At 50.3% G+C, this 20,835-nt stretch carries 2 protein-coding genes; both read right to left on the bottom strand.

Translation table 11 applies throughout. The annotated features are described in order from the left end of the window. Positions 1 to 210 precede the first annotated feature (210 nt). The gene (locus AAC855_RS13670) at positions 211 to 7,659 is read right to left on the bottom strand and encodes an amino acid adenylation domain-containing protein (protein ID WP_340610337.1); all 7,449 of its coding nucleotides are present in this window, start codon (positions 7,657 to 7,659) and stop codon (positions 211 to 213) included. Then, on the bottom strand, positions 7,656 to 20,825 hold the full coding sequence (locus tag AAC855_RS21795; protein ID WP_340610336.1) for an amino acid adenylation domain-containing protein: 13,170 nt from the start codon (positions 20,823 to 20,825) through the stop codon (positions 7,656 to 7,658). Before AAC855_RS21795 ends, AAC855_RS13670 begins: the two co-directional genes overlap by 4 nt. Positions 20,826 to 20,835 lie beyond the last annotated feature (10 nt).

Genomic DNA, 20,835 nt, shown 5'->3' with positions numbered 1-20,835 from the left:
TGCTTATTTGTTCATCATATAAACTATATGAGTTTTAATTTTTAATGAAGGGTTATATTTTTATTTCAGTACACCAGGGAATCAATGTAAAATAATCACCTTTTATTATAATTGTTAAAGATATTTTTATGTCTGTGAGCTTTAGTTTTATTATTGGCTATACTATAAATGAACCACCTCTTACAGAGGTGGTTCATTCTTTTCGCTGCCTTATTGATTATTCATTACCGCTTTAACTAATGCTTTGCCCGTATCCTGAATATTGGGTTGCATCATCATAGAGTCATGATCTCCTTTAATCGGGATAATAGTCAGCTGCTCACTGGGTAGTATTTGATCCCATTTTAGTGCCATTGTTCCTCCTTCGGCGACTTCATCCATTGATCTGAACAGAGTGACGTTCGTGTTTATCGCCTGTGGTATGTAACAGTTAGCTGCCACAGAGATGTTATAGCGCATTTGCACAAGATCACTGACATTTTGCCGTGTGACCTTCGGTGGTAATAAATTGAGCTTCTCAGCTAATATTAACATCGCGTCGTAATCACGTTCATTGGCTAGCTTATTGAATTCATCGTTAATATCTTCTGGGATATCGTACGGGAGTAGTTCGAGCAGTATGGCACTTTTCTCAAACATCATTCCGGACTCTTTCTCTTCAGCTGAATAGAAATCCAAATAATTAGAGGCGCTGTCCAATAACCCGACAAAATTTACTGTTTCACCATCGGCAATTAATTGGCGGGACATTTCATAAGCAATCGTTCCGCCTGATGACCATCCAGCCAGATGGTAAGGGCCATGTGCTTGTACCTGACGAATGCAGTTAATATATTCTTGAGCAATATTGTTGATGGTGGGCTTTATGCCTTCTTCTGCAAGGGTGTCGCTGGCAATAACACCATAAATTGATAATTCGTCATTATCCATATATGGCTCAAGCTCGTAGGCATAGTGAACATCGCCATTGACTGCGTGAATGAGGAACAGTGAAGTATTGCCATTCCTCTGACGGATAGTCACTAAGTTTTGTTGTTGGGGCAGCGCCGCGTCTGACTGAATATAGGTTGCCAGTTCACTGATTGTTGAGTAAACCAGCAAGTCGCGGATACTGATATCCTTAGCTAAAGCCTGATTCAGACGGGTAGCAACCTGCAAGGTTAATAGGGAATGACCACCAAGCTCAAGGAAGTGGTCATGGCGTCCTATTTGTTCCAGCCGGAGTACGTCCTGCCATATCGCAGCAATGATCTCTTCGGTTTCACCGATAGGGGCTTCATAGTTGCGGCTGATAACAGACGATTTATCCGGTGCCGGTAATGCCCGACGATCCAGTTTGCCATTAGGTGTCAGCGGGAATGTATCCAGAATCACAAAAGCACTGGGGATCATATAGCTGGCTAAGTTGACGTGCAAAGAGTGACGCAGGTCTTCCAGATCGAGAGTTGTGCCCGGTTGTGGTACCAGATAGGCCACCAGACGTTTATCACCCAGAGTATCTTCCCGCACGATAACAATTGTGTCTTTGATTCCGGGGTATGCAAAGAGTCTGGCTTCAATTTCTCCCAGTTCAATGCGGAATCCACGGATCTTAACCTGAAAATCATTGCGTCCGAGATACTCAATTGTACCGTCCGGCAACCAACATCCTAAATCACCTGTTTTATACATACGTGCATCAGTTTGATGGCTGAATGGATCAGGAATAAAGCGTTCTGCTGTCAGTTCAGGCTGGTTGAGATAACCCCGTGCAACGCCTGCACCACCGATATGAATTTCCCCGGAAACACCGAGAGGAGCCGGTTGTCCCTGTCCATCCAGAATATATAGGCGTGTATTGGTTAATGGATAACCAATAGGCAGGGTTGGTTCGGTATACAGGGCATGACCATCCACTTTTAATACGGTTGCGATGACAGTGGTTTCTGTTGGGCCATAGGAGTTAATCCAGCGGCAATGTTGAGTTTCAGCCAGTGATTTCCAGAGAGTCAGATGGTGAAGCTCAGCTTTTTCGCCACCAACGATAACCAGACGTAACGAAGGACTGAAATCACATCGTCCGGCGACCAGCTCTTGTACCCACTGATGCCAGAAAGCGGTAGGGAGATCGGTGACGGTAATTTTCTGCTCCCGCAGGAAACGACCGAAGTGACTGTCTGGTACGCGGAGATCGGCAGGTCGCAGGATCAGGGTTGCGCCGGTTGCCAGTGTCGCAAAAATATCCGACACGGTGGTGTCGAAAGCAACAGACGTAAATTGCAGTACACGGTCAGCAGGGGTTAATTCGTTAGTCTGACGCTGGACATGAACGAAGTTAACCACATTACGATGTTCTATCATTACGCCTTTAGGCTGCCCGGTGGAGCCGGAGGTATAGATGATATAGGCCAGATGATGTGGTGCCAGCTTCGATTGTGGATGTTCAGGATTGTGGTGTGGTTGCTGTTCCACATTGCTCTGATGCGCTTCACTATCCATTAACCAGACAGGGACTTCTGTTGCCAGACGGTTTTGTAAATGTGTTTGAGTCAGTAATAGCTTCGGTTTACAGTCGGAAAGGATATAAGCCAGTCTTTCAGTCGGATAATCAGTATCCAGCGGGACATAGCCTGCACCGGCTTTCAGTATTCCGAACAAGCCGATAATCATATCCAGACTACGTTCAACACAAATTGCGACCCGATCATCGGGTTGTACACCTGCGGCAATCAGGGTGTGTGCCAGTTGGTTGGCCCGTTGGTTCAGTTCAACGTAGCTGAGTTGCTCATCACCACTAACCAGTGCAATGGCATCTGGTGTGCAAGAAACCTGCTGTTCGAATAGCTGATGGAGCAGGATATCCTGCGGATAAGCGATTTCAGCACCGTTAAATCCCACCAGTAACGCCGTATTTTCCTCTTCTGGAAGAATAGATATTGCCTGAATATTTTGCTCTGGTGCGATTTGTAATGCAGTCACCAGCCTTCTTAACGCCGTTGTCATATAGGCATTAATACGAACAGGGTCAATCTTTTGGTTGCATTGGGCTGTTAATTCAAACCCGTCGTCATAGGCATCAACGTCCAGTGATAAAGGGTAATTGCTGCGTTCTTTAGTGTTGAGGGTTTCTATACCTTCCCAGATTGATGAGAGAGTAGATTCCTCGTCATCAGAGACACCTGAACTATGACGGAAATTAAACAGACTGTTAAACAGTGGTAGAGAAGCGGGAATACCGCTGCACCGCTGAGCAATCACTAATGGTGCTTGTTCATGTACCAGTAATGTACTGAGCTGCTGGTAAGTTTCTTGTACTATTTGCCGAACCTTACGCCCCTGAAGAATAATCCGGACAGGTAATGTGTTAATAAACATGCCCAGTATTCGTTCTGTTTCTTTTCCACCCTGTAGTCTTCCCAATAAAACGGTACCGAAGATGACATCTTCACGCCCACTACACTGCGCCAGTACCTGTGCCCATGCAACATGGAAGATAACTGCGGTACTGACACCTTGCTGGCGGGCACATTGTTGTATCATCTGAACTAAATCATCATCCAGTGTCAGGATATCTTCTACAATAGTGTCATTGTTAGCCTGGATATCCAGTAACCCAAATGGCAAGGTTGGTTCTGCAACATCCCCCAGTAGCTGCTGAAAATAAGCTTGATGTTGTTCAAGAGGGATACTTTTGGTCTGGGCAATGAAATTACGATAGGGTAAAGGTATAGGGAGCTGTTCATATTTTCCCTGTAGCAGGGTATTAACTTCATCAAATATTAACTCCAATGACAAATGATCACAGACTAAATGATGGTGCAGTAAAGATAGCAGCCACTTATCACTATGAGGGTCTCTTGCAATGCTGGCAGATAATAGCGGTGCTTTGGTCATATCCATACGTACAGTTTCGGGATTGGTATAATCACGCAATTGCTGTTCAGCATCAATTTCAGGCGACAATTCTAACCCTGTGACAGGTATCAAGGCATGACGATGAACCACCTGTACCGGCTCCGGCAGATTTTCCCAATAGACGGCACTGCGCAAAATATCGTGGCGTTCAATGACCTGTTGCAATACTTGCAGGAATGTATCCAGATGTGAATGACTGTCGAAAGTCATCAGCAGGTTGTCCAGATAAGTATCACCGGTTGTTTCCAGCAAATGGTGGAACAGAATACCTTGCTGTAATGGCCCGAGTGGGTAGATATCCTGAATATTACTGACACCGTCTGTCACCTGTGAGGCTATCTGGTCAATATTCGCCTGAGACAGCGTTACCAGTGGCAGCATATCCGGTGTAATCGCCCGACAGTTATCCGGGATCAGGTTTGGTGGCACCGATGTGTTGTTGATATCAGATTCGGTTTGTTGCGTTAAATTGGCTGCCATCGCTGCCAGTGTGGGGGATGCGAATACCGCACTGACATCAATAGCAAGGCTGTGTTGACGGAGTTTCTCAATCAGACTGACGACCAATAATGAGTGTCCGCCCAGTTCGAAGAAGTTGTCATGGCGTCCGACTTGTTCCAGCCCCAACAGCTCCTGCCAGATATTTGCCAGTTGTCGCTCTGCTTCTCCTTCCGGTGCCTGATATTCCCGACTGATAATGGCGGTATGGTCAGGGGCAGGCAATGCTTTACGATCGACTTTCCCGTTGGGTGTGAGTGGGAAAGCATCCAGAACGACGTAAGCACCGGGCAGCATATACTCCATTAATTGCGTACTGAGTTGTTCACGTAACTGGAGGATATCCAGTATTGTCTCCGGCTGCGGTATCAGGTAAGCGACCAGACGTTTATTGCCACTTTCATCTTCATGGGCAGTAACAACGACATCTTTGACCCCGTCACATTGAGCCAGTTGTGCTTCAATCTCTCCCAATTCAATGCGGAATCCACGGATTTTGACCTGAAAATCATTGCGTTCCAGATATTCAATCGTACCGTCCGGCAGCCAGCGTCCGAGATCACCGGTTTTATACATGCGGGCATTGGCTTGTTGACTGAACGGATCGGCTACGAATCGCTCAGTAGTGAGATCAGGGCGATCCAGATATCCCCGGGCAACACCTGCTCCAGCGATATGAATTTCACCCGCGACGCCGATAGGCACCGGCTGCCCTTGCGTATCAAGGATATAAATTTGCGTATTGGTGAGGGGATATCCAATCGGGATTGTGCCTGCCGGAGATGCAGTATGACTGTCGGGTTTCCAGACCGTGGCGATAACGGTGGTTTCCGTCGGGCCATAGGAGTTTATCCAGCGACAAGACTGAGTTTCAGGTAACGCCTGCCAGGTATTGAAATGACGTAGTTCCGCTTTTTCTCCGCCGACAATCACCAGCCGTAAAGAAGGGCTGAAACCGCAGCGCCCGGCAGCCATTTCCTGTACCCATAAGTGCCAGAAAGCAGTGGGCAGATCGGAAACGGTAATGGCCTGTTCCCGTAAGAACTGGCTGAAATTTTTATCGGGTATGCGCAGCGAGGCCGATCTCAGTACTAATGTTGCTCCGGCGGCCAGTGTGGCAAAAATATCGGATACCGTTGTATCAAAGGCAACTGAGGTAAATTGAAGTACCCGATCAGAAGGTGTCAGCTCATTCGTTTCACGTTGAACATAAACAAAATTGACCACATTGCGGTGTTCAATCATCACTCCTTTCGGTTGACCCGTTGAACCGGAAGTGTAGATGATATAAGCCAGATGATGCGGTTTCAGCCCCAATTGATGCGGTTCAGGGTTGTGGGCGGGTTGTTGTGCCACATGATCCAGATAGTGACCGCTGTCCATTATCCAGATGGGAACTTCAGTACTCAGGCGGTTCTGTAAGTGCTCCTGAGTCAGTAATAGTTTCGGTTTACAGTCTGACAGAATATAGCCCAGCCGTTCAGTCGGGTATTCCGGGTCTAACGGTACATAACCGGCTCCGGCTTTCAGAATACCAAACAGACCGATAATCATATCTGCGCCCCGTTCGACACAAATTGCTACCCGATCATCCGGTTGTACTCCGGCAGCAATCAGGGCATGGGCAAGCTGGTTCGCCTTCTGGTTCAGTTCATGATAGGAGAGTTGTTGCGCTTCGCTGATCAATGCCGGGCTGGTGGGAGAGTGGGCGACTTGTTGCTCGAACAGTTGCTGGAGCAGCATTTCCTGCGGGTAAGACGCTGTTCTGGCATTGAAGCCGACCAATAATTGATTACGTTCATTTGGTGTCAGTAACGGCAAATCAGCCACACGTTGCGTATCATCAGCCACCATAACCGTTAACAGTGTTTGCAGATAACCCGCCATCCGTTCCATCGTGGCCTGATCAAACAAATCACTGGCATATTCCAGTTCACCGATTAAGCCATCATCCGTGTCATGCAGTGACAGGGAGAGATCAAAGTGGGAGCTGCTCTCGGATAAATCCATCTCGCTGATCGTTAATCCCGGTAATTCGAACTGTTGTTGTCCGGGCGTATTATCCAGAGACATCATCACCTGAAACACCGGGCTATAACTCAGGCTGCGGGGTGGTTTTAACGCCTCAACTAATTGTTCAAACGGGAGATCCTGATTTTCAAAAGCAGTGACAGTATGTGCTTTCACGTGTGCCAATAATTCGCTGACGGTCGGGTTATCCTGTAATTGAACCCGCAGTGCTAATGTATTGACAAAAAAGCCGATTAATGGCTCCAGAACGCGATACTTACGATTAGCGACTGGCGTGCCGATGACCAAATCATGTTGTCCGCTGAGACGGGAAAGCAGTATTGACCAGCCGGTCAGCAGCGTCATAAATAACGTAATACCGTGACGCTGTGCAAAGGCTTTTAATTTTCCGGTTAAATCCGGTGACAGGGTAACAAGTGCTTCTCCACCGGCATAAGTTTGCCGTGCCGGACGGGGGCGGTCAGTAGGAAGTGTCAGAAGCGTCGGCGCATCCTGTAGCCTATTACGCCAATAATCCAGCTGGTTTTCCAATGTCTTGCCCTGTAATTCCTTCCGTTGCCAGAGGGTATAATCAGCGTACTGAATTTTTAATGGCGGTAATGGGTCAGGCTGCTCGTGGCAGAAACTCAGGTAAAGAGTAGAAAACTCCTGCATCATGACGTTAACTGACCAGCCATCGGAAATAATATGGTGCTGGGTGAGTAACAGAATATTTTCATCTTCTGCGAGCCTGAATAACTGGCCCCGAATCAAGGGGCCATTTTCAAAATCGAAAGGATGGCTGGCTTCAAATTTTATCGCATTCTGGATAGCAATCTGTTGAGCATCATCGGTGAACGGACGCAGATCCTGCATATTTAAAGAGAAACCGAAATCTTTCCCATGAACAATTTGCCGCGCCGTACCTTCTCCTCCGTCTTCTGCCAGCCCGATTGTGGTACGCAGAATTTCATGGCGGGCCACAATTCTGTCCAGTGCGGCCTGTAAGGCCGCAATGTTCAGTTGGCCCTTCAGATGAAGGGCGGCGGGAATGTGGTATGCCGTCAGTGCTGCCGGATCTAACTGAGCCAGAAACCACAGGCGCTGTTGCGCCCATGATAGGGGGATCGCCTGCTGCGGATCACGGGCAGTTATCGGCTCTTTTTCGGTCGTCAGGCTATTTTGAATACGCTCTTTCAGTTTCTTCTGGAGTACAGCCTGCCTTAATTGATTCAGTGTCTGTTCATTTTTGCTCATAGTTTCTCTCCCTCTGGTTGTTCTCCATTTAACATGGCAAGCAACTCATCTTCAGATAGGTTCTCCAGCTCTTTTTGCATATCTTCAATATCCTGATCGAAAAAGGTTTCCACTTGTTTTGATAAGATAAGCTCAGCAAGTTTGGCTAATGCTGAATGACGGAAAATATCTGTAATTGAAATTTCCAGATGGAACTCGTCTTGCAGTCTTGTCGCTAATTGCATGATTGATAATGAGTTCCCTCCCAGTTCAAAGAAATCATCATGGCGACCGACTTGCTCCAGCCCCAGTAAGGTCTGCCAGATAGCAGCAAGTTGTTGTTCTGTTTCCCCCTCTGGTGCTTCATACGCTTTTGTGGCCGTTGCAGAGCGGTCAGGAACCGGCAGGGATTTGCGATCCAGCTTGCCGTTCGGATTCAGCGGGAAGGCTTCCATTACGACAAAGGCGCTGGGGATCATATAATCCAGCAGATGCGTACTGAGCTGTTCACGTAAATCAGCGATGTCCAACTGGGCATCAGGTTGTGGCACTAAATAAGCCACCAGACGTTTATCACCGGTTTCGTCTTCACGTACCATGGCAATAGCATCTTTGACCCCTTCACAGGCTGCCAACTGAGTTTCTATTTCCCCCAATTCAATGCGGAACCCGCGGATCTTGACCTGAAAATCGTTCCGTCCGAGATAGTCAATCGTTCCATCCGGTAGCCAGCGACCTAAATCCCCGGTTTTGTACATTCTGGCATTCGGTTGTTCACTGAATGTATCCGGAATAAAACGCTCATCAGTCAGTTCAGGCTGGTTGAGATAACCCCGCGCAACGCCGGCACCTGCGATGTGAATTTCACCGGAAACACCGATGGGAACAGGTTTTCCGCGTGTATCTAGTATATAGATACGGCTGTTGGCGAGTGGGTGACCAATTGGCAGCGTTTCTGCGTTATAGGCAGGATGACTGTCCACTTTCAGGACGGTGGCAATCACTGTCGTCTCCGTCGGGCCGTAAGAGTTAATCCAGCGGCATGAACGGGTTTCCGGTAGTGCCTGCCAGGTCATCAGATGACGCAGTTCCGCTTTTTCCCCGCCGACAATCACCAGACGCAGAGAAGGGCTGAAGCCACAACGTCCTGCGGCCATTTCCTGAACCCATAAGTGCCAGAAAGCGGTAGGCAAATCAGTCACCGTGATTTGCTGTTGTTGCAGGAATTGAGCAAAAGCTCTATCCGGAACACGCAGTTCTGACGGGCGCATAATTAAAGTCGCACCTGCGGCAAGTGTGGCGAAGATATCCGAGACGGTAGTATCGAACGCGACGGAAGTGAACTGAAGTACACGGTCAGATGGCGTCAGTTCATTGGTCTGACGTTGAACATGGACAAAATTAACCACGTTATGATGTTCAATCATGACGCCTTTTGGTTGCCCGGTGGAGCCGGAAGTATAGATGATATAGGCCAGATGATGCGGTGCCAGTCCCAGTTGCTGCGGATCCGGGTTATGGATTGGCTGCTGGGTTATGCACTCGGTATGGCTGTCATCATCCAGCATCCATACCGGCGTATCAGTTGATAAGCGGCTGTGTAAATGCTTCTGCGTCAGCAATAACTTCGGTGCACAATCTGACAGAATATAGTTCAGACGTTCGGTAGGGTAATCCGTATCCAGTGGTACATACCCCGCACCGGATTTTAAAATACCGAACAAACCAATCACCATATCCAGACCACGTTCGACACAAATAGCCACCCGATCATCCGGTTTAACGCCGGCAGTAATCAGGGCATGGGCCAATTGGTTGGCTTTCTGGTTCAGTTCACTATAGGTGAGTTGAACCTCGCCATTATCTGCTGCGTGGATCAGCGCGATAGCATCCGGTGTGAGGATTACCTGCTGTTCAAACAGTTGCTGGAGCAGCATATCCTGCGGGCAGTCAACTTTGTTGCTGTTAAAGCCTTCCAGTAGCTGAGTAAGTTCTGCTGGTGGCAGGATATTGAGGGAATGAATATCCTGTTTCGGCATTTCCTGCAAGGCCATCACTAACGCTTTCAGTGCGGTATCCATATAAGCGTTAATGCGGGCCGGATTAATCTGGCGGTTGCATTGCGCAGTCAGGGCAAAGCCGTCACCAAAATCATCAACATCCAATGATAGTGGGTAATTACTGCGTTCTTCGCTGCCGGAGATCTGGATACCTTGCCATACGGCTGAGCCAGCCTGTTGATCGTTACGCGGGCTATGACGGAAATTAAGCAGGCTGCTGAAAAGGGGCTGAGGTGCCTGAATACCGCTGCAACGCTGGGCGATGGCTAACGGTGTCTGCTCATGCTCAAACAATGTGCTGAGCTGCTGATAAGTTTCCTGTACCACCTGTTGGGCAGTACGTTCCTGCAACATAATGCGCACGGGCAGGGTATTAATGAACATCCCAAGAACCTGAGAGGTATCTGCACCTTTCAGTGACCGGCCTAATAACACGGTGCCGAAAACAACATCTTCCCGTCCGCTGCATTGTGCAAGAACTTGTGCCCATGCGACATGGAACAGAACGGCAGCACTGACACCCTGCTGGCGGGCGCAGTCACGTATCTGATGCGATAACTTATCATCCAGCGCCAGTCCGGCTTCCTCTATCTTATGGTGCTCATCATGGTTCCCCTGCACATCAAGTAAGTTAAACGGCAGAGTTGGCTCATCCACATCACCCAGAAGCTGGTGGAAATAGTCCTGATGTTGCTCCATCGGAACAGACCGGATCTGAGCGATAAAGTTACGATAAGGCAGAGAAGGCGGCAGCGTCTCTTTTTGCCCGAGCTGTAATATCTGCACTTCATTAAAGATCATTTCCAGTGATAGATGGTCACAAACCAGATGATGGTAAAGCAATGCCAGATGCCAGTGTTCGGTATGCGGATCTTTGGCCATGCAGGCGGATAGTAATGGTGCTTTGGTGATATCCATGCGTATCTGGCGTGGGTCAGTCGCATCACGTAATTGCTGTGCTGCATCCGTATCGGCTGAGAGCTCCAATTCAGTCACTGGCAGAGGAGCATGACGATAAACCACCTGTACCGGCTCCGGCAGATTGTCCCACTGAAATGCGCTACGTAAAATATCGTGACGCTCAATAACCTGTTGCAGTGCCAGCAGGAATGTATCCAGACGTGTCCGGCTGTCGAACGTCATCAGCAGATTATCCAGATAAATATCGCCTTTTGTTTCCAGTAAATGGTGGAACAAAATCCCTTCCTGTAATGGCCCTAATGGATAGATATCCTGAATATTCGTCACACCATCGGGAACGTTGGCAACAATCTGGTCAATATTATTCTGTGTCAGGGTGATCAGCGGCAGCATGTCCGGGGTGATGAAATGGCTGTCATCCGTAATCAGATTGGGTGGAACAGCATAAGTGACGTTGTCACTAGTGGTTGTTTCCGTTATGCGTGATGCCATTGCCATCAGAGTGGGAGAAGAAAAGACCGTACTGACTTCTAGTGTAAGGTCATGCTGGCGAAGCTCTTCAATCAAATTGACAACCAGCAGGGAGTGTCCGCCTAATTCAAAGAAATTATCATGACGACCGACCTGTTCCAGACCCAGCAGTGTCTGCCAGATAGCCGCCAGTTGTTGCTCGGTTTCTCCCTGAGGAGCCTGATATTCACGGCTGATAAGGGCTGAACTGTCCGGTGCAGGCAGAGCTTTGCGATCCAGTTTGCCATTCGGATTCACAGGGAAGGCATCCAGAATGACGTAAGCTCCGGGCAGCATATACTCCATCAGGCGGCTGCTCAGTTGTTCACGCAATTGAATGATATCCAGTGTTATTTCTGGTTGCGGGATGACATAGGCAACCAGACGTTTATTGCCGTTTTCTTCTTCACGTGCCACCACAACCGCATCTTTGACGCCTTCACACTGCGCCAGCCCGGCTTCGATTTCCCCCAGTTCAATGCGGAATCCACGGATTTTGACCTGAAAGTCATTGCGCTCCAGATACTCAATCGTGCCGTCCGGCAGCCAGCGGCCGAGGTCACCGGTTTTATACATACGGGCGCCAGTTTGTGGGCTGAACGGATCAGTAATAAAGCGTTCCGCTGTCAGATCAGGGCGGTTGAGATAACCACGGGCGACACTTAATCCCCCGATATGAATCTCGCCGGCTACGCCGATAGGAACAGGTTGCCCCTGAGTATCGAGAATATAAAGGCGGGTATTAGTCAGCGGGTAACCAATCGGCACGTTCGGGTTCAGGCAGAGTGCCCGGTTTTCCGGTTTCCATACGGTGGCAATGACTGTGGCTTCTGTCGGGCCGTAGGAGTTTATCCAGCGACAGGCTTGCGTTTCAGGCAAAGACTGCCATGTGTTGAAATGGCGTAATTCGGCTTTTTCTCCGCCGACAATCACCAGTCGTAAAGAAGGGCTGAAACCGCAGCGACCGGCTGCCATTTCCTGTACCCATAAATGCCAGAATGCGGTGGGTAAATCGGATACCGTGATAGCCTGATCCCGCAGGAACTGACCGAATGCTCTATCCGGAATGCGCAGATGAGCCGGGCGTAGCACCAGTGTTGCGCCGGTTGCTAGTGTGGCAAAAATATCGGATACCGTCGTATCAAAGGATACAGACGTAAATTGCAGCACCCGATCTGTTGGGGTCAATTCATTCGTTTCACGTTGGACATGAACAAAATTGACGACCTGACGGTGTTCAATCATGACGCCTTTTGGTTGCCCGGTGGAGCCGGAAGTATAAATAATATAAGCCAGATGATGCGGTAATAACCCCAGTTGCTTAGGTTGTGGATCATGGATAGAAAGCGTTTTGACAGAACTTACGTGGTTGCTGTCATCCATCACCCACACAGGGATATCAGTTGTCAGGCGATCTGCTAAGTGTTGCTGGGTCAGCAATAACTGCGGGGCACAGTCAGACAGAATATATGCCAGCCGTTCAGTCGGGTAGTCCGGGTCTAACGGAACATAACCGGCACCGGCTTTCAGAATGCCGAACAGGCCGATAATCATATCCGGGCTGCGGTCAACGCAAATGGCGACCCGATCATCCGGTTTGACGCCGGCGGCAATCAGCGCATGGGCCAGTTGGTTGGCTCGCTGGTTCAGTTCAATGTAACTGAGTTGTTGCCCGTCGCTGACCAGCGCAATAGCTTCGGGGGAGCGTAATACCTGTTGTTCGAAGAGTTGTTGCAGTAACAGATCCTGCGGATAAGCGACTTCTGTGGTGCTGAATTCAGTCAGAAGCTGTGTGCGTTGCTGTGGCGTGAGCAGCGCTAAATCGGAGACTTGTTGTGTTTCATCTGCCACCATTGCTGCCAGCAGGGTTTGCAGGTGCTCCGCCATCCGTTCGATGGTAGCGTGCTCAAACAGATCGCTGGCATATTCCAGTTCACCCACTAACCCGTTTTCGCTCTCACTGAAGGACAACGACACATCAAACTGAGTTGTTTTTTGGGCTAAGATCAGCTCGTTAATGGTCAGGTCTGGTAAATTGAATTCTGATGAACCAGAAGTATTATCCAGCGCTATCATCACCTGAAAGACCGGGCTGTGACTCAGGCTGCGCGGCGGTTGTAATGCTTCCACCAACTGTTCAAAAGGCAGATCCTGATGCGCATAGGCTGCCAGTGCATGGGTTTTGACCTGTGCTAACAGGGCGCTGACAGTCGGGTTGTCCTCCAGCCTGACCCGTAACGCCAGCGTATTGACGAAGAAGCCAATCAACGGCTCCAGTTCACTATATTGGCGATTGGCGACGGGAGTACCGATCACAATATCCTGCTGACCACTCAGTCGTGACAGTAAAATTGCCCAGCCTGTCAGCAGTGTCATAAACAAAGTGGTGCCGTGTCGCTGGCTCAGGGCGAGTAAGCCTGCATTTAATTCACGCGGCAGGGTGAAAATAACCTGATCTCCACGGTAGCTCTGCTCCAGAGGACGAGGGTGATCCGTCGGCAGCTCCAGTAATACCGGTGCATCCTGTAGGGTCTGGCACCAGTAATTTACCTGTTGTTCTAATTTGTCGCCCTGTAACCATTGCCGTTGCCACACGGCATAATCCGCATACTGAATGGGCAGGCGGGGGAGCGGGTCCGGTTGTTGCTGGCAGAAAGCTTGATAAAGTGCTGAAAACTCGTTGATCAGCACATTCAGTGACCAGCCGTCAGAAACAATATGGTGCTGAGTCACCAGCAGAATATGGTGTTCCTCGGTCAGTTTCAGCAGTTGGGCGCGGACTAACGGCCCTTGTGTAAAGTCAAAAGGCTGGTCAGCTTCGGCCTGTTTTGCTGCTTCAAGGGCGATATGCTGCTCTGCCGGGGATAACGGGCTGAGATCCTGCGATATCAGAGAGAATCCACGGGCTGGATTGCCAATAATCTGACGGGCTTCTCCGTCAATCATGTCAATCGTGGTGCGTAGGATCTCGTGACGAGCCACAATCCTGTCCAGCGCGGCTTGTAACGCGGCCTGATTCAGTTGGCCCCGTAATTCCAGCCCGCCATCAATGTGGTAGGCTGCCTGTGCAGCGCTGTCCAGCTGGGCGAGGAACCATAAACGCTGCTGGGCCCAGGAAAGGGGCAAAGGCTGCTGGCGATCGGCGGGCAGAATAACCGACTGAGTGGATTGAGCCGCATTCCCCAGAGAGTGGGCTAGATCCGCCAGTGTGGGGTGGTTGAAGAGATCCTGTAAGGTCACTTCAATGTTCAGTTTTTCACGTAAACGGGCAGCGACCTGTACCGTCAATAAGGAGTGCCCGCCCAGCTCAAAGAAGTGGTCATGGCGTCCGATGTGTTCCACTCCCAATAAACTTTGCCAAATATCAGCCAGCGCCTGCTCCATTTCCCCCTGTGGTTCAGCATATTCACGCTGGACGATGGCAGAGCTGTCCGGCGCAGGCAGGGCCTTGCGATCCAGTTTACCGTTCGGGTTGACAGGGAAAGCATCCAGAATGACATAAGCTCCCGGCAGCATATATTCCACCAGACGGCTGCTTAACTGTTCACGTAACTGAAGCAAATCAAGCGTAACCTCCGGCTGTGGCACCAGATAAGCGACCAGACGTTTATTACCGTTTTCTTCTTCACGGGCTACCACAACCGCATCTTTGACCCCGTCACACTCCGCCAGCCGGGCTTCAATTTCCCCCAGTTCAATGCGGAATCCGCGGATCTTGACCTGAAAATCATTGCGCTCCAGATATTCAATTGTGCCGTCTGGCAGCCAGCGGCCGAGGTCACCGGTTTTATACATACGGGCATTCGGTTGCGGACTGAACGGATCGGTAATAAAGCGTTCTGCTGTCAGGTCAGGACGGTTGAGATAACCACGGGCGACACACAATCCTCCGATATGAATCTCGCCGGCTACACCGATAGGAACAGGTTGTCCCTGATTATCGAGAATATAGAGCCGGGTATTGGTCAACGGGTAGCCAATCGGTACGGCGTTAGTGAGGCAGCACTCATGGTTATCCGATTTCCACATCGTGGCGTTAACGGTGGTTTCAGTCGGGCCGTAAGAGTTTATCCAGCGGCAGGCTTGCGTTTCAGGTAAAGACTGCCAAGTGTTGAAATGGCGCAGCTCGGCTTTTTCTCCGCCGACCAGTACCAGCCGTAAAGAAGGGCTGAAACCGCAGCGACCGGCGGCCATTTCCTGTACCCACAAATGCCAGAACGCAGTGGGTAAATCGGACACCGTAATAGCCTGATCCCGCAGGAACTGGCTGAATGCTTTATCCGGAATGCGCAGATGAGCCGGACGCAGTACCAGTGTTGCACCGGTCGCCAGCGTAGCGAAAATATCGGCGACGGTCGTATCAAAGCAAACGGACGTAAATTGCAGTACCCGATCTGCTGGGGTCAGCTCATTGGCTGCACACTGGACATGGACAAAATTGACGACCTGACGGTGTTCAATCATGACCCCTTTCGGCTGTCCGGTGGAGCCGGAAGTGTAAATAATATAAGCCAGATGGTGTGGTAACAGGCCCAGCGCGTGAGCATCCGGGTTATGAACGGGTTGCTGTGCTGCGGTGTTCAGATAACTCATATCGTCCATCACCCACACAGGGATATCAGTCGTCAGACGATCTTTCAGGTGTTGCTGGGTCAGCAATAACTGCGGGGCACAGTCAGACAGAATATACGTCAGCCGTTCAGTCGGGTAGTCCGGGTCTAACGGGACATAACCGGCACCGGCTTTCAGAATACCGAACAGGCCGATAATCATATCCGGGCTGCGGTCAACGCAAATGGCGACCCGATCATCCGGTTTGACGCCGGCGGCAATCAGGGCATGAGCCAGTTGGTTGGCTTGCCGGTTCAGTTCAGTGTAACTGAGCTGCTGCCCGTCACTGACCAGCGCAACGTCATTGGGGGAGCGTAATACCTGTTGTTCGAAGAGTTGTTGCAGTAACAGATCCTGCGGATAGGCGACTTCTGTGGTGCTGAATTCAGTCAGAAGTTGTGTGCGTTGCTGTGGCGTGAGCAGCGCTAAATCGGCAACGTGTTGTGTTTCATCTGCCACCATTGCTGCCAGCAGGGTTTGCAGATGATCCGCCATCCGCTCGATGGTGGCATGTTCAAACAGATCGCTGGCATATTCCAGTTCAACCATTAACCCGTTTTCGCTCTCATTGAAGGACAGCGACACATCAAACTGAGTTGTTTTTCTGGCTAAAGGTAGATGACTGATGGTCAGGTCTGGCACATTAAATCCGGATGAGCCAGAAGTATTATCCAGCGCTATCATCACCTGAAAGACCGGGCTGTGACTCAGGCTGCGCGGCGGTTGTAATGCTTCCACCAACTGTTCAAAAGGCAGATCCTGATGCGCATAGGCTGCCAGCGCATGGGCTTTGACCTGTGCTAACAGGGCGCTGACAGTCGGGTTATCCTCCAGTCTGACCCGTAACGCCAGTGTATTGACGAAGAAGCCAATCAGCGGCTCCAGTTCACTATATTGGCGATTGGCGACGGGGGTACCGATCACGATATCCTGCTGACCACTCAGTCGGGACAGTAAAATTGCCCAGCCTGCCAGTAGAGTCATAAACAAAGTGGTGCCGTGCCGCTGGCTCAGGGCGAGTAAACCTGCATTTAGTTCACGCGGTAGAGTGAAAACGACGATATCTCCGCGGTAGCTCTGTTCCAGAGGGCGAGGGTGATCTGTCGGCAGCTCCAGTAATACCGGCGCATCCTGTAGAGTCTGGCACCAATAATTTACCTGTTGTTCTAATTTGTCGCCCTGCAACCACTGCTGCTGCCACACGGCATAATCCGCATACTGAATGGGCAGGCGGGGGAGCGGGTCTGGTTGTTGCTGGCAGAAAGCCTGATAAAGCGCCGAAAACTCGTTGATCAGCACATTCAGTGACCAGCCGTCAGAAACAATATGGTGCTGAGTCACCAGCAGAATATGGTGTTCATCAGTCAGTTTCAGCAGTTGGGCGCGGACTAACGGCCCTTGTGTAAAGTCAAAAGGCTGGTCAGCTTCGGCCTGCTCTGCCGCTTCAAGGGCGATGCGCTGCTCTTCCGGGGATAACGGGCTGAGATCCTGCGATATCAGGGAAAAGCCAATATCAGGATTGCCAATAATCTGACGGGTTTCTCCGTCAATCATGTTAATCGTGGTGCGCAGGATCTCGTGGCGAGCCACAATCCTGTCCAGTGCGGCCTGCAATGCAGCCTGATTCAGTTGGCCCCGCAATTCCAGCCCGCCGGCAATGTGGTAGGCCGCCTGTGCAGCGCTGTCCAGCTGGGCGAGGAACCATAAACGCTGCTGGGCCCAGGAAAGGGGCAAAGGCTGCTGGCGATCGGCGGGCAGAATAACCGACTGAGTGGATTGGGTGGCATTCCCCAGAGACTGAGCCAGATCCGCCAGTGTGGGGTAGGTGAAGAGATCCTGTAAGGTCACTTCAATGTTCAGTTTTTCACGTAAACGGGCTGCGACCTGCACCGTTAATAAAGAATGCCCGCCCAGCTCAAAGAAATTATCATGACGGCCGACTTGCTCCAGACCCAGCAGGGTTTGCCAGATATCAGCCAGCGTCTGCTCCATTTCTCCCTGTGGTTCTGCATATTCACGCTGAACGATGGCAGAACTGTCCGGCGCAGGCAGGGCTTTGCGATCCAGTTTACCGTTCGGGTTGACGGGGAAGGCATCCAGAATGACATAAGCGCCCGGCAGCATATACTCCATCATACGGCTGCTTAACTGTTCACGTAATGAAAGCAAATCAAGCGTAACCCCCGGCTGTGGCACCAGATAAGCAACCAGACGTTTATTACCGTTTTCTTCTTCACGCGCGACTACAACCGCATCTTTGACCCCGTCACACTCCGCCAGCCGGGCTTCAATTTCCCCCAGTTCAATGCGGAATCCGCGGATCTTGACCTGAAAATCATTGCGCTCCAGATATTCAATTGTGCCATCTGGCAGCCAGCGGCCGAGGTCACCGGTTTTATACATACGGGCATTCGGTTGCGGATTGAACGGGTCGGCAATAAAGCGCTCTGCTGTCAGATCAGGGCGATTGAGATAACCACGGGCGACGCTTAAACCCCCGATATGAATCTCGCCGGCTACGCCGATAGGAACAGGTTGCCCCTGATTATCGAGAATATAGAGCCGGGTATTGGTCAGCGGGTAGCCAATCGGCACGCTCTGCTTCAGGCAGGGTTCATGATTGTCCGATTTCCACATCGTGGCATTAACGGTGGTTTCCGTCGGGCCGTAAGAGTTTATCCAGCGACAGGCTTGCGTTTCAGGTAAAGACTGCCAAGTGTTGAAATGGCGCAGCTCGGCTTTTTCACCGCCGACCAGTACCAGCCGTAAAGAAGGGCTGAAACCACAGCGACCAGCCGCCATTTCCTGCACCCATAAATGCCAGAACGCGGTGGGTAAATCGGACACGGTGATAGCCTGATCCCGCAGGAACTGGCCGAATGCTTTATCAGGGATGCGCAGATGGGCCGGACGCAGTACCAGCGTTGCGCCGGTCGCCAGCGTAGCGAAAATATCGGCGACGGTTGTATCAAAGCAAACGGACGTAAATTGCAATACCCGATCCGCCGGTGTCAGCTCATTGGCTGCACACTGGACATGAACAAAGTTGACGACCTGACGGTGTTCAATCATGACCCCTTTCGGCTGTCCGGTAGAGCCGGAAGTGTAAATAATATAAGCCAGATGATGTGGTAACAGCCCCAACGAATGCGTGTCAGGATTATGAGTAGGCTGCTGTGCCGTGGTGTTCAGGTAATCGGTTTCGTCCATCACCCAAACAGGAATATCGGTCGTCAGACGATCTTTCAGATGTTGCTGGGTCAGCAATAACTGCGGGGCACAGTCAGACAGAATATACGCCAGCCGCTCAGTGGGGTAGTCCGGGTCTAACGGGACATAACCGGCACCGGCTTTCAGAATACCGAACAGACCGATAATCATATCCGGGCTGCGGTCGACGCAAATGGCGACCCGATCATCCGGTTTGACGCCGGCGGCAATCAGGGCATGAGCCAGTTGGTTGGCTCGCTGGTTAAGTTCAGTGTAACTGAGTTGCTGCCCGTCACTGACCAGCGCAACGTCATTGGGGGAGCGTAACACCTGCTGTTCGAAGAGTTGTTGCAGTAACAGATCCTGCGGATAAGCAACTTCTGTGGTGCTGAATTCACTCAGAAGCTGTGTGCGTTGCTGTGGTGTGAGCAGCGCTAAATCAGCAACGTGTTGTGTTTCATCCGCCACCATTGCCGCCAGCAGGGTTTGCAGGTGATCCACCATCCGTTCGATGGTGGCGTGCTCAAACAGATCACTGGCATATTCTAAATCACCGACTAATCCGTTTTCTGTATCATAGAGTGTGAGAGTCAAATCAAAGTAGGCACTTTCTCTGACCAGAGGAAGTTCGCTCAATTTTAATCCTGCTAACTCAAACTGCTTTTGTTCTGATTGGTTATCAAGAGTCAGCATGACCTGAAAAATAGGGCTGTGGCTCAGACTGCGGGTAGGTCGCAGCGCTTCAACAAGGTGTTCAAAGGGCAAATCCTGATGTGCATAAGCGCCCAATGCGCGCTTTTTCACCTGTGACAGTAACTCACTGACACTCAGGTTATCACTTAGCTGAATACGCAATGCCAGTGTATTGGCAAAGAAACCGATTAATGATTCCAGCTCAGGTTGCGGGCGATTGACAATGGGTGTTCCTATGACCAGATCGTCCTGTCCGCTGAAACGGGAAAGTAATACCGCCCAGCCCGCCATCAGGGTCATAAATAAAGTCGTTCCATGACGCTGGCTGAGATCTTTCAAACCTGTACTCAGTTCAGAAGGAAATGCCAGCTCAACACGATTACCTTGATAACTCTGCTGTATCGGTCGGGGTTTGTCAGTAGGTAATTCGAGTAACTCAGGAGCATCCTGTAACTGCTCACGCCAGTAATTGAGTTGTGTTTCGAGCCGTTCGCCCTGTAGCCATTGCTGCTGCCAGAGTACGTAATCAGCATACTGGAGAGATAATTCAGGTAGTGGGTCCGGCTGTTCCTGACTAAAAGCCTGATAAAGTGTGGAAAGTTCCTGAATGAATAATCTGACCGACCAGCCATCCGAGATGATGTGATGCTGTGTTAATAACAGCACATACTCATCTTCAGCCAAATGCAATAAATGCCCTCGGAGTAATGGCCCACCGATAAAATCGAAAGATCTGACCGCTTCGTCATGAGCACGTTCTTCGACGGCTGCCTGTTTTTCTGGCTCGGGTAAATGGCGAATATCTTCAGACGTCAAAGCAAAACCACTGTCGGGATGCCCGATAACCTGTCGGGCGGTTCCATCAGTGGAGATAAACGTCGTCCGCAGGATTTCGTGACGGGCGACAATCCTGTCCAGCGCGGCCTGTAGTGCACTTTGATTAAGCTGACCCTGAAGATGTAAGCCCACAGGCATGTGGTATGCCGTTTGAGCAGAGGGATCTAACTGCGTCAGAAACCAAAGTCGTTGTTGTGTCCAGGACAAGGGGATATCTCCCTTGCGGGGCTGGGGGAGGATCGCTGTTTTTTGCGTATATTGACGGGATAGCTTTGCGGCTTTGGCTAACTCAAGTAGCCTTTTCCGTTCAGCTAATGGTAAAGAAGTTAATTCATTATTATTCATTGTTAAGTAC

Origin of the sequence: Xenorhabdus bharatensis (assembly GCF_037996705.1) — a bacterium.
Classification (GTDB): Bacteria; Pseudomonadota; Gammaproteobacteria; order Enterobacterales; family Enterobacteriaceae; genus Xenorhabdus; species Xenorhabdus bharatensis.
Note: the sequence above shows the minus strand (reverse complement) of the source record. Positions and strands in the feature narration are given on the sequence as shown.

Excerpts from the sequence above, each read along its gene's own strand:
- AAC855_RS21795 (WP_340610336.1), bottom strand. The coding sequence starts at position 20,825 with ATGAATAATAATGAATTAACTTCTTTACCATTAGCTGAACGGAAAAGG.
- AAC855_RS13670 (WP_340610337.1), bottom strand. The coding sequence starts at position 7,659 with ATGAGCAAAAATGAACAGACACTGAATCAATTAAGGCAGGCTGTACTC.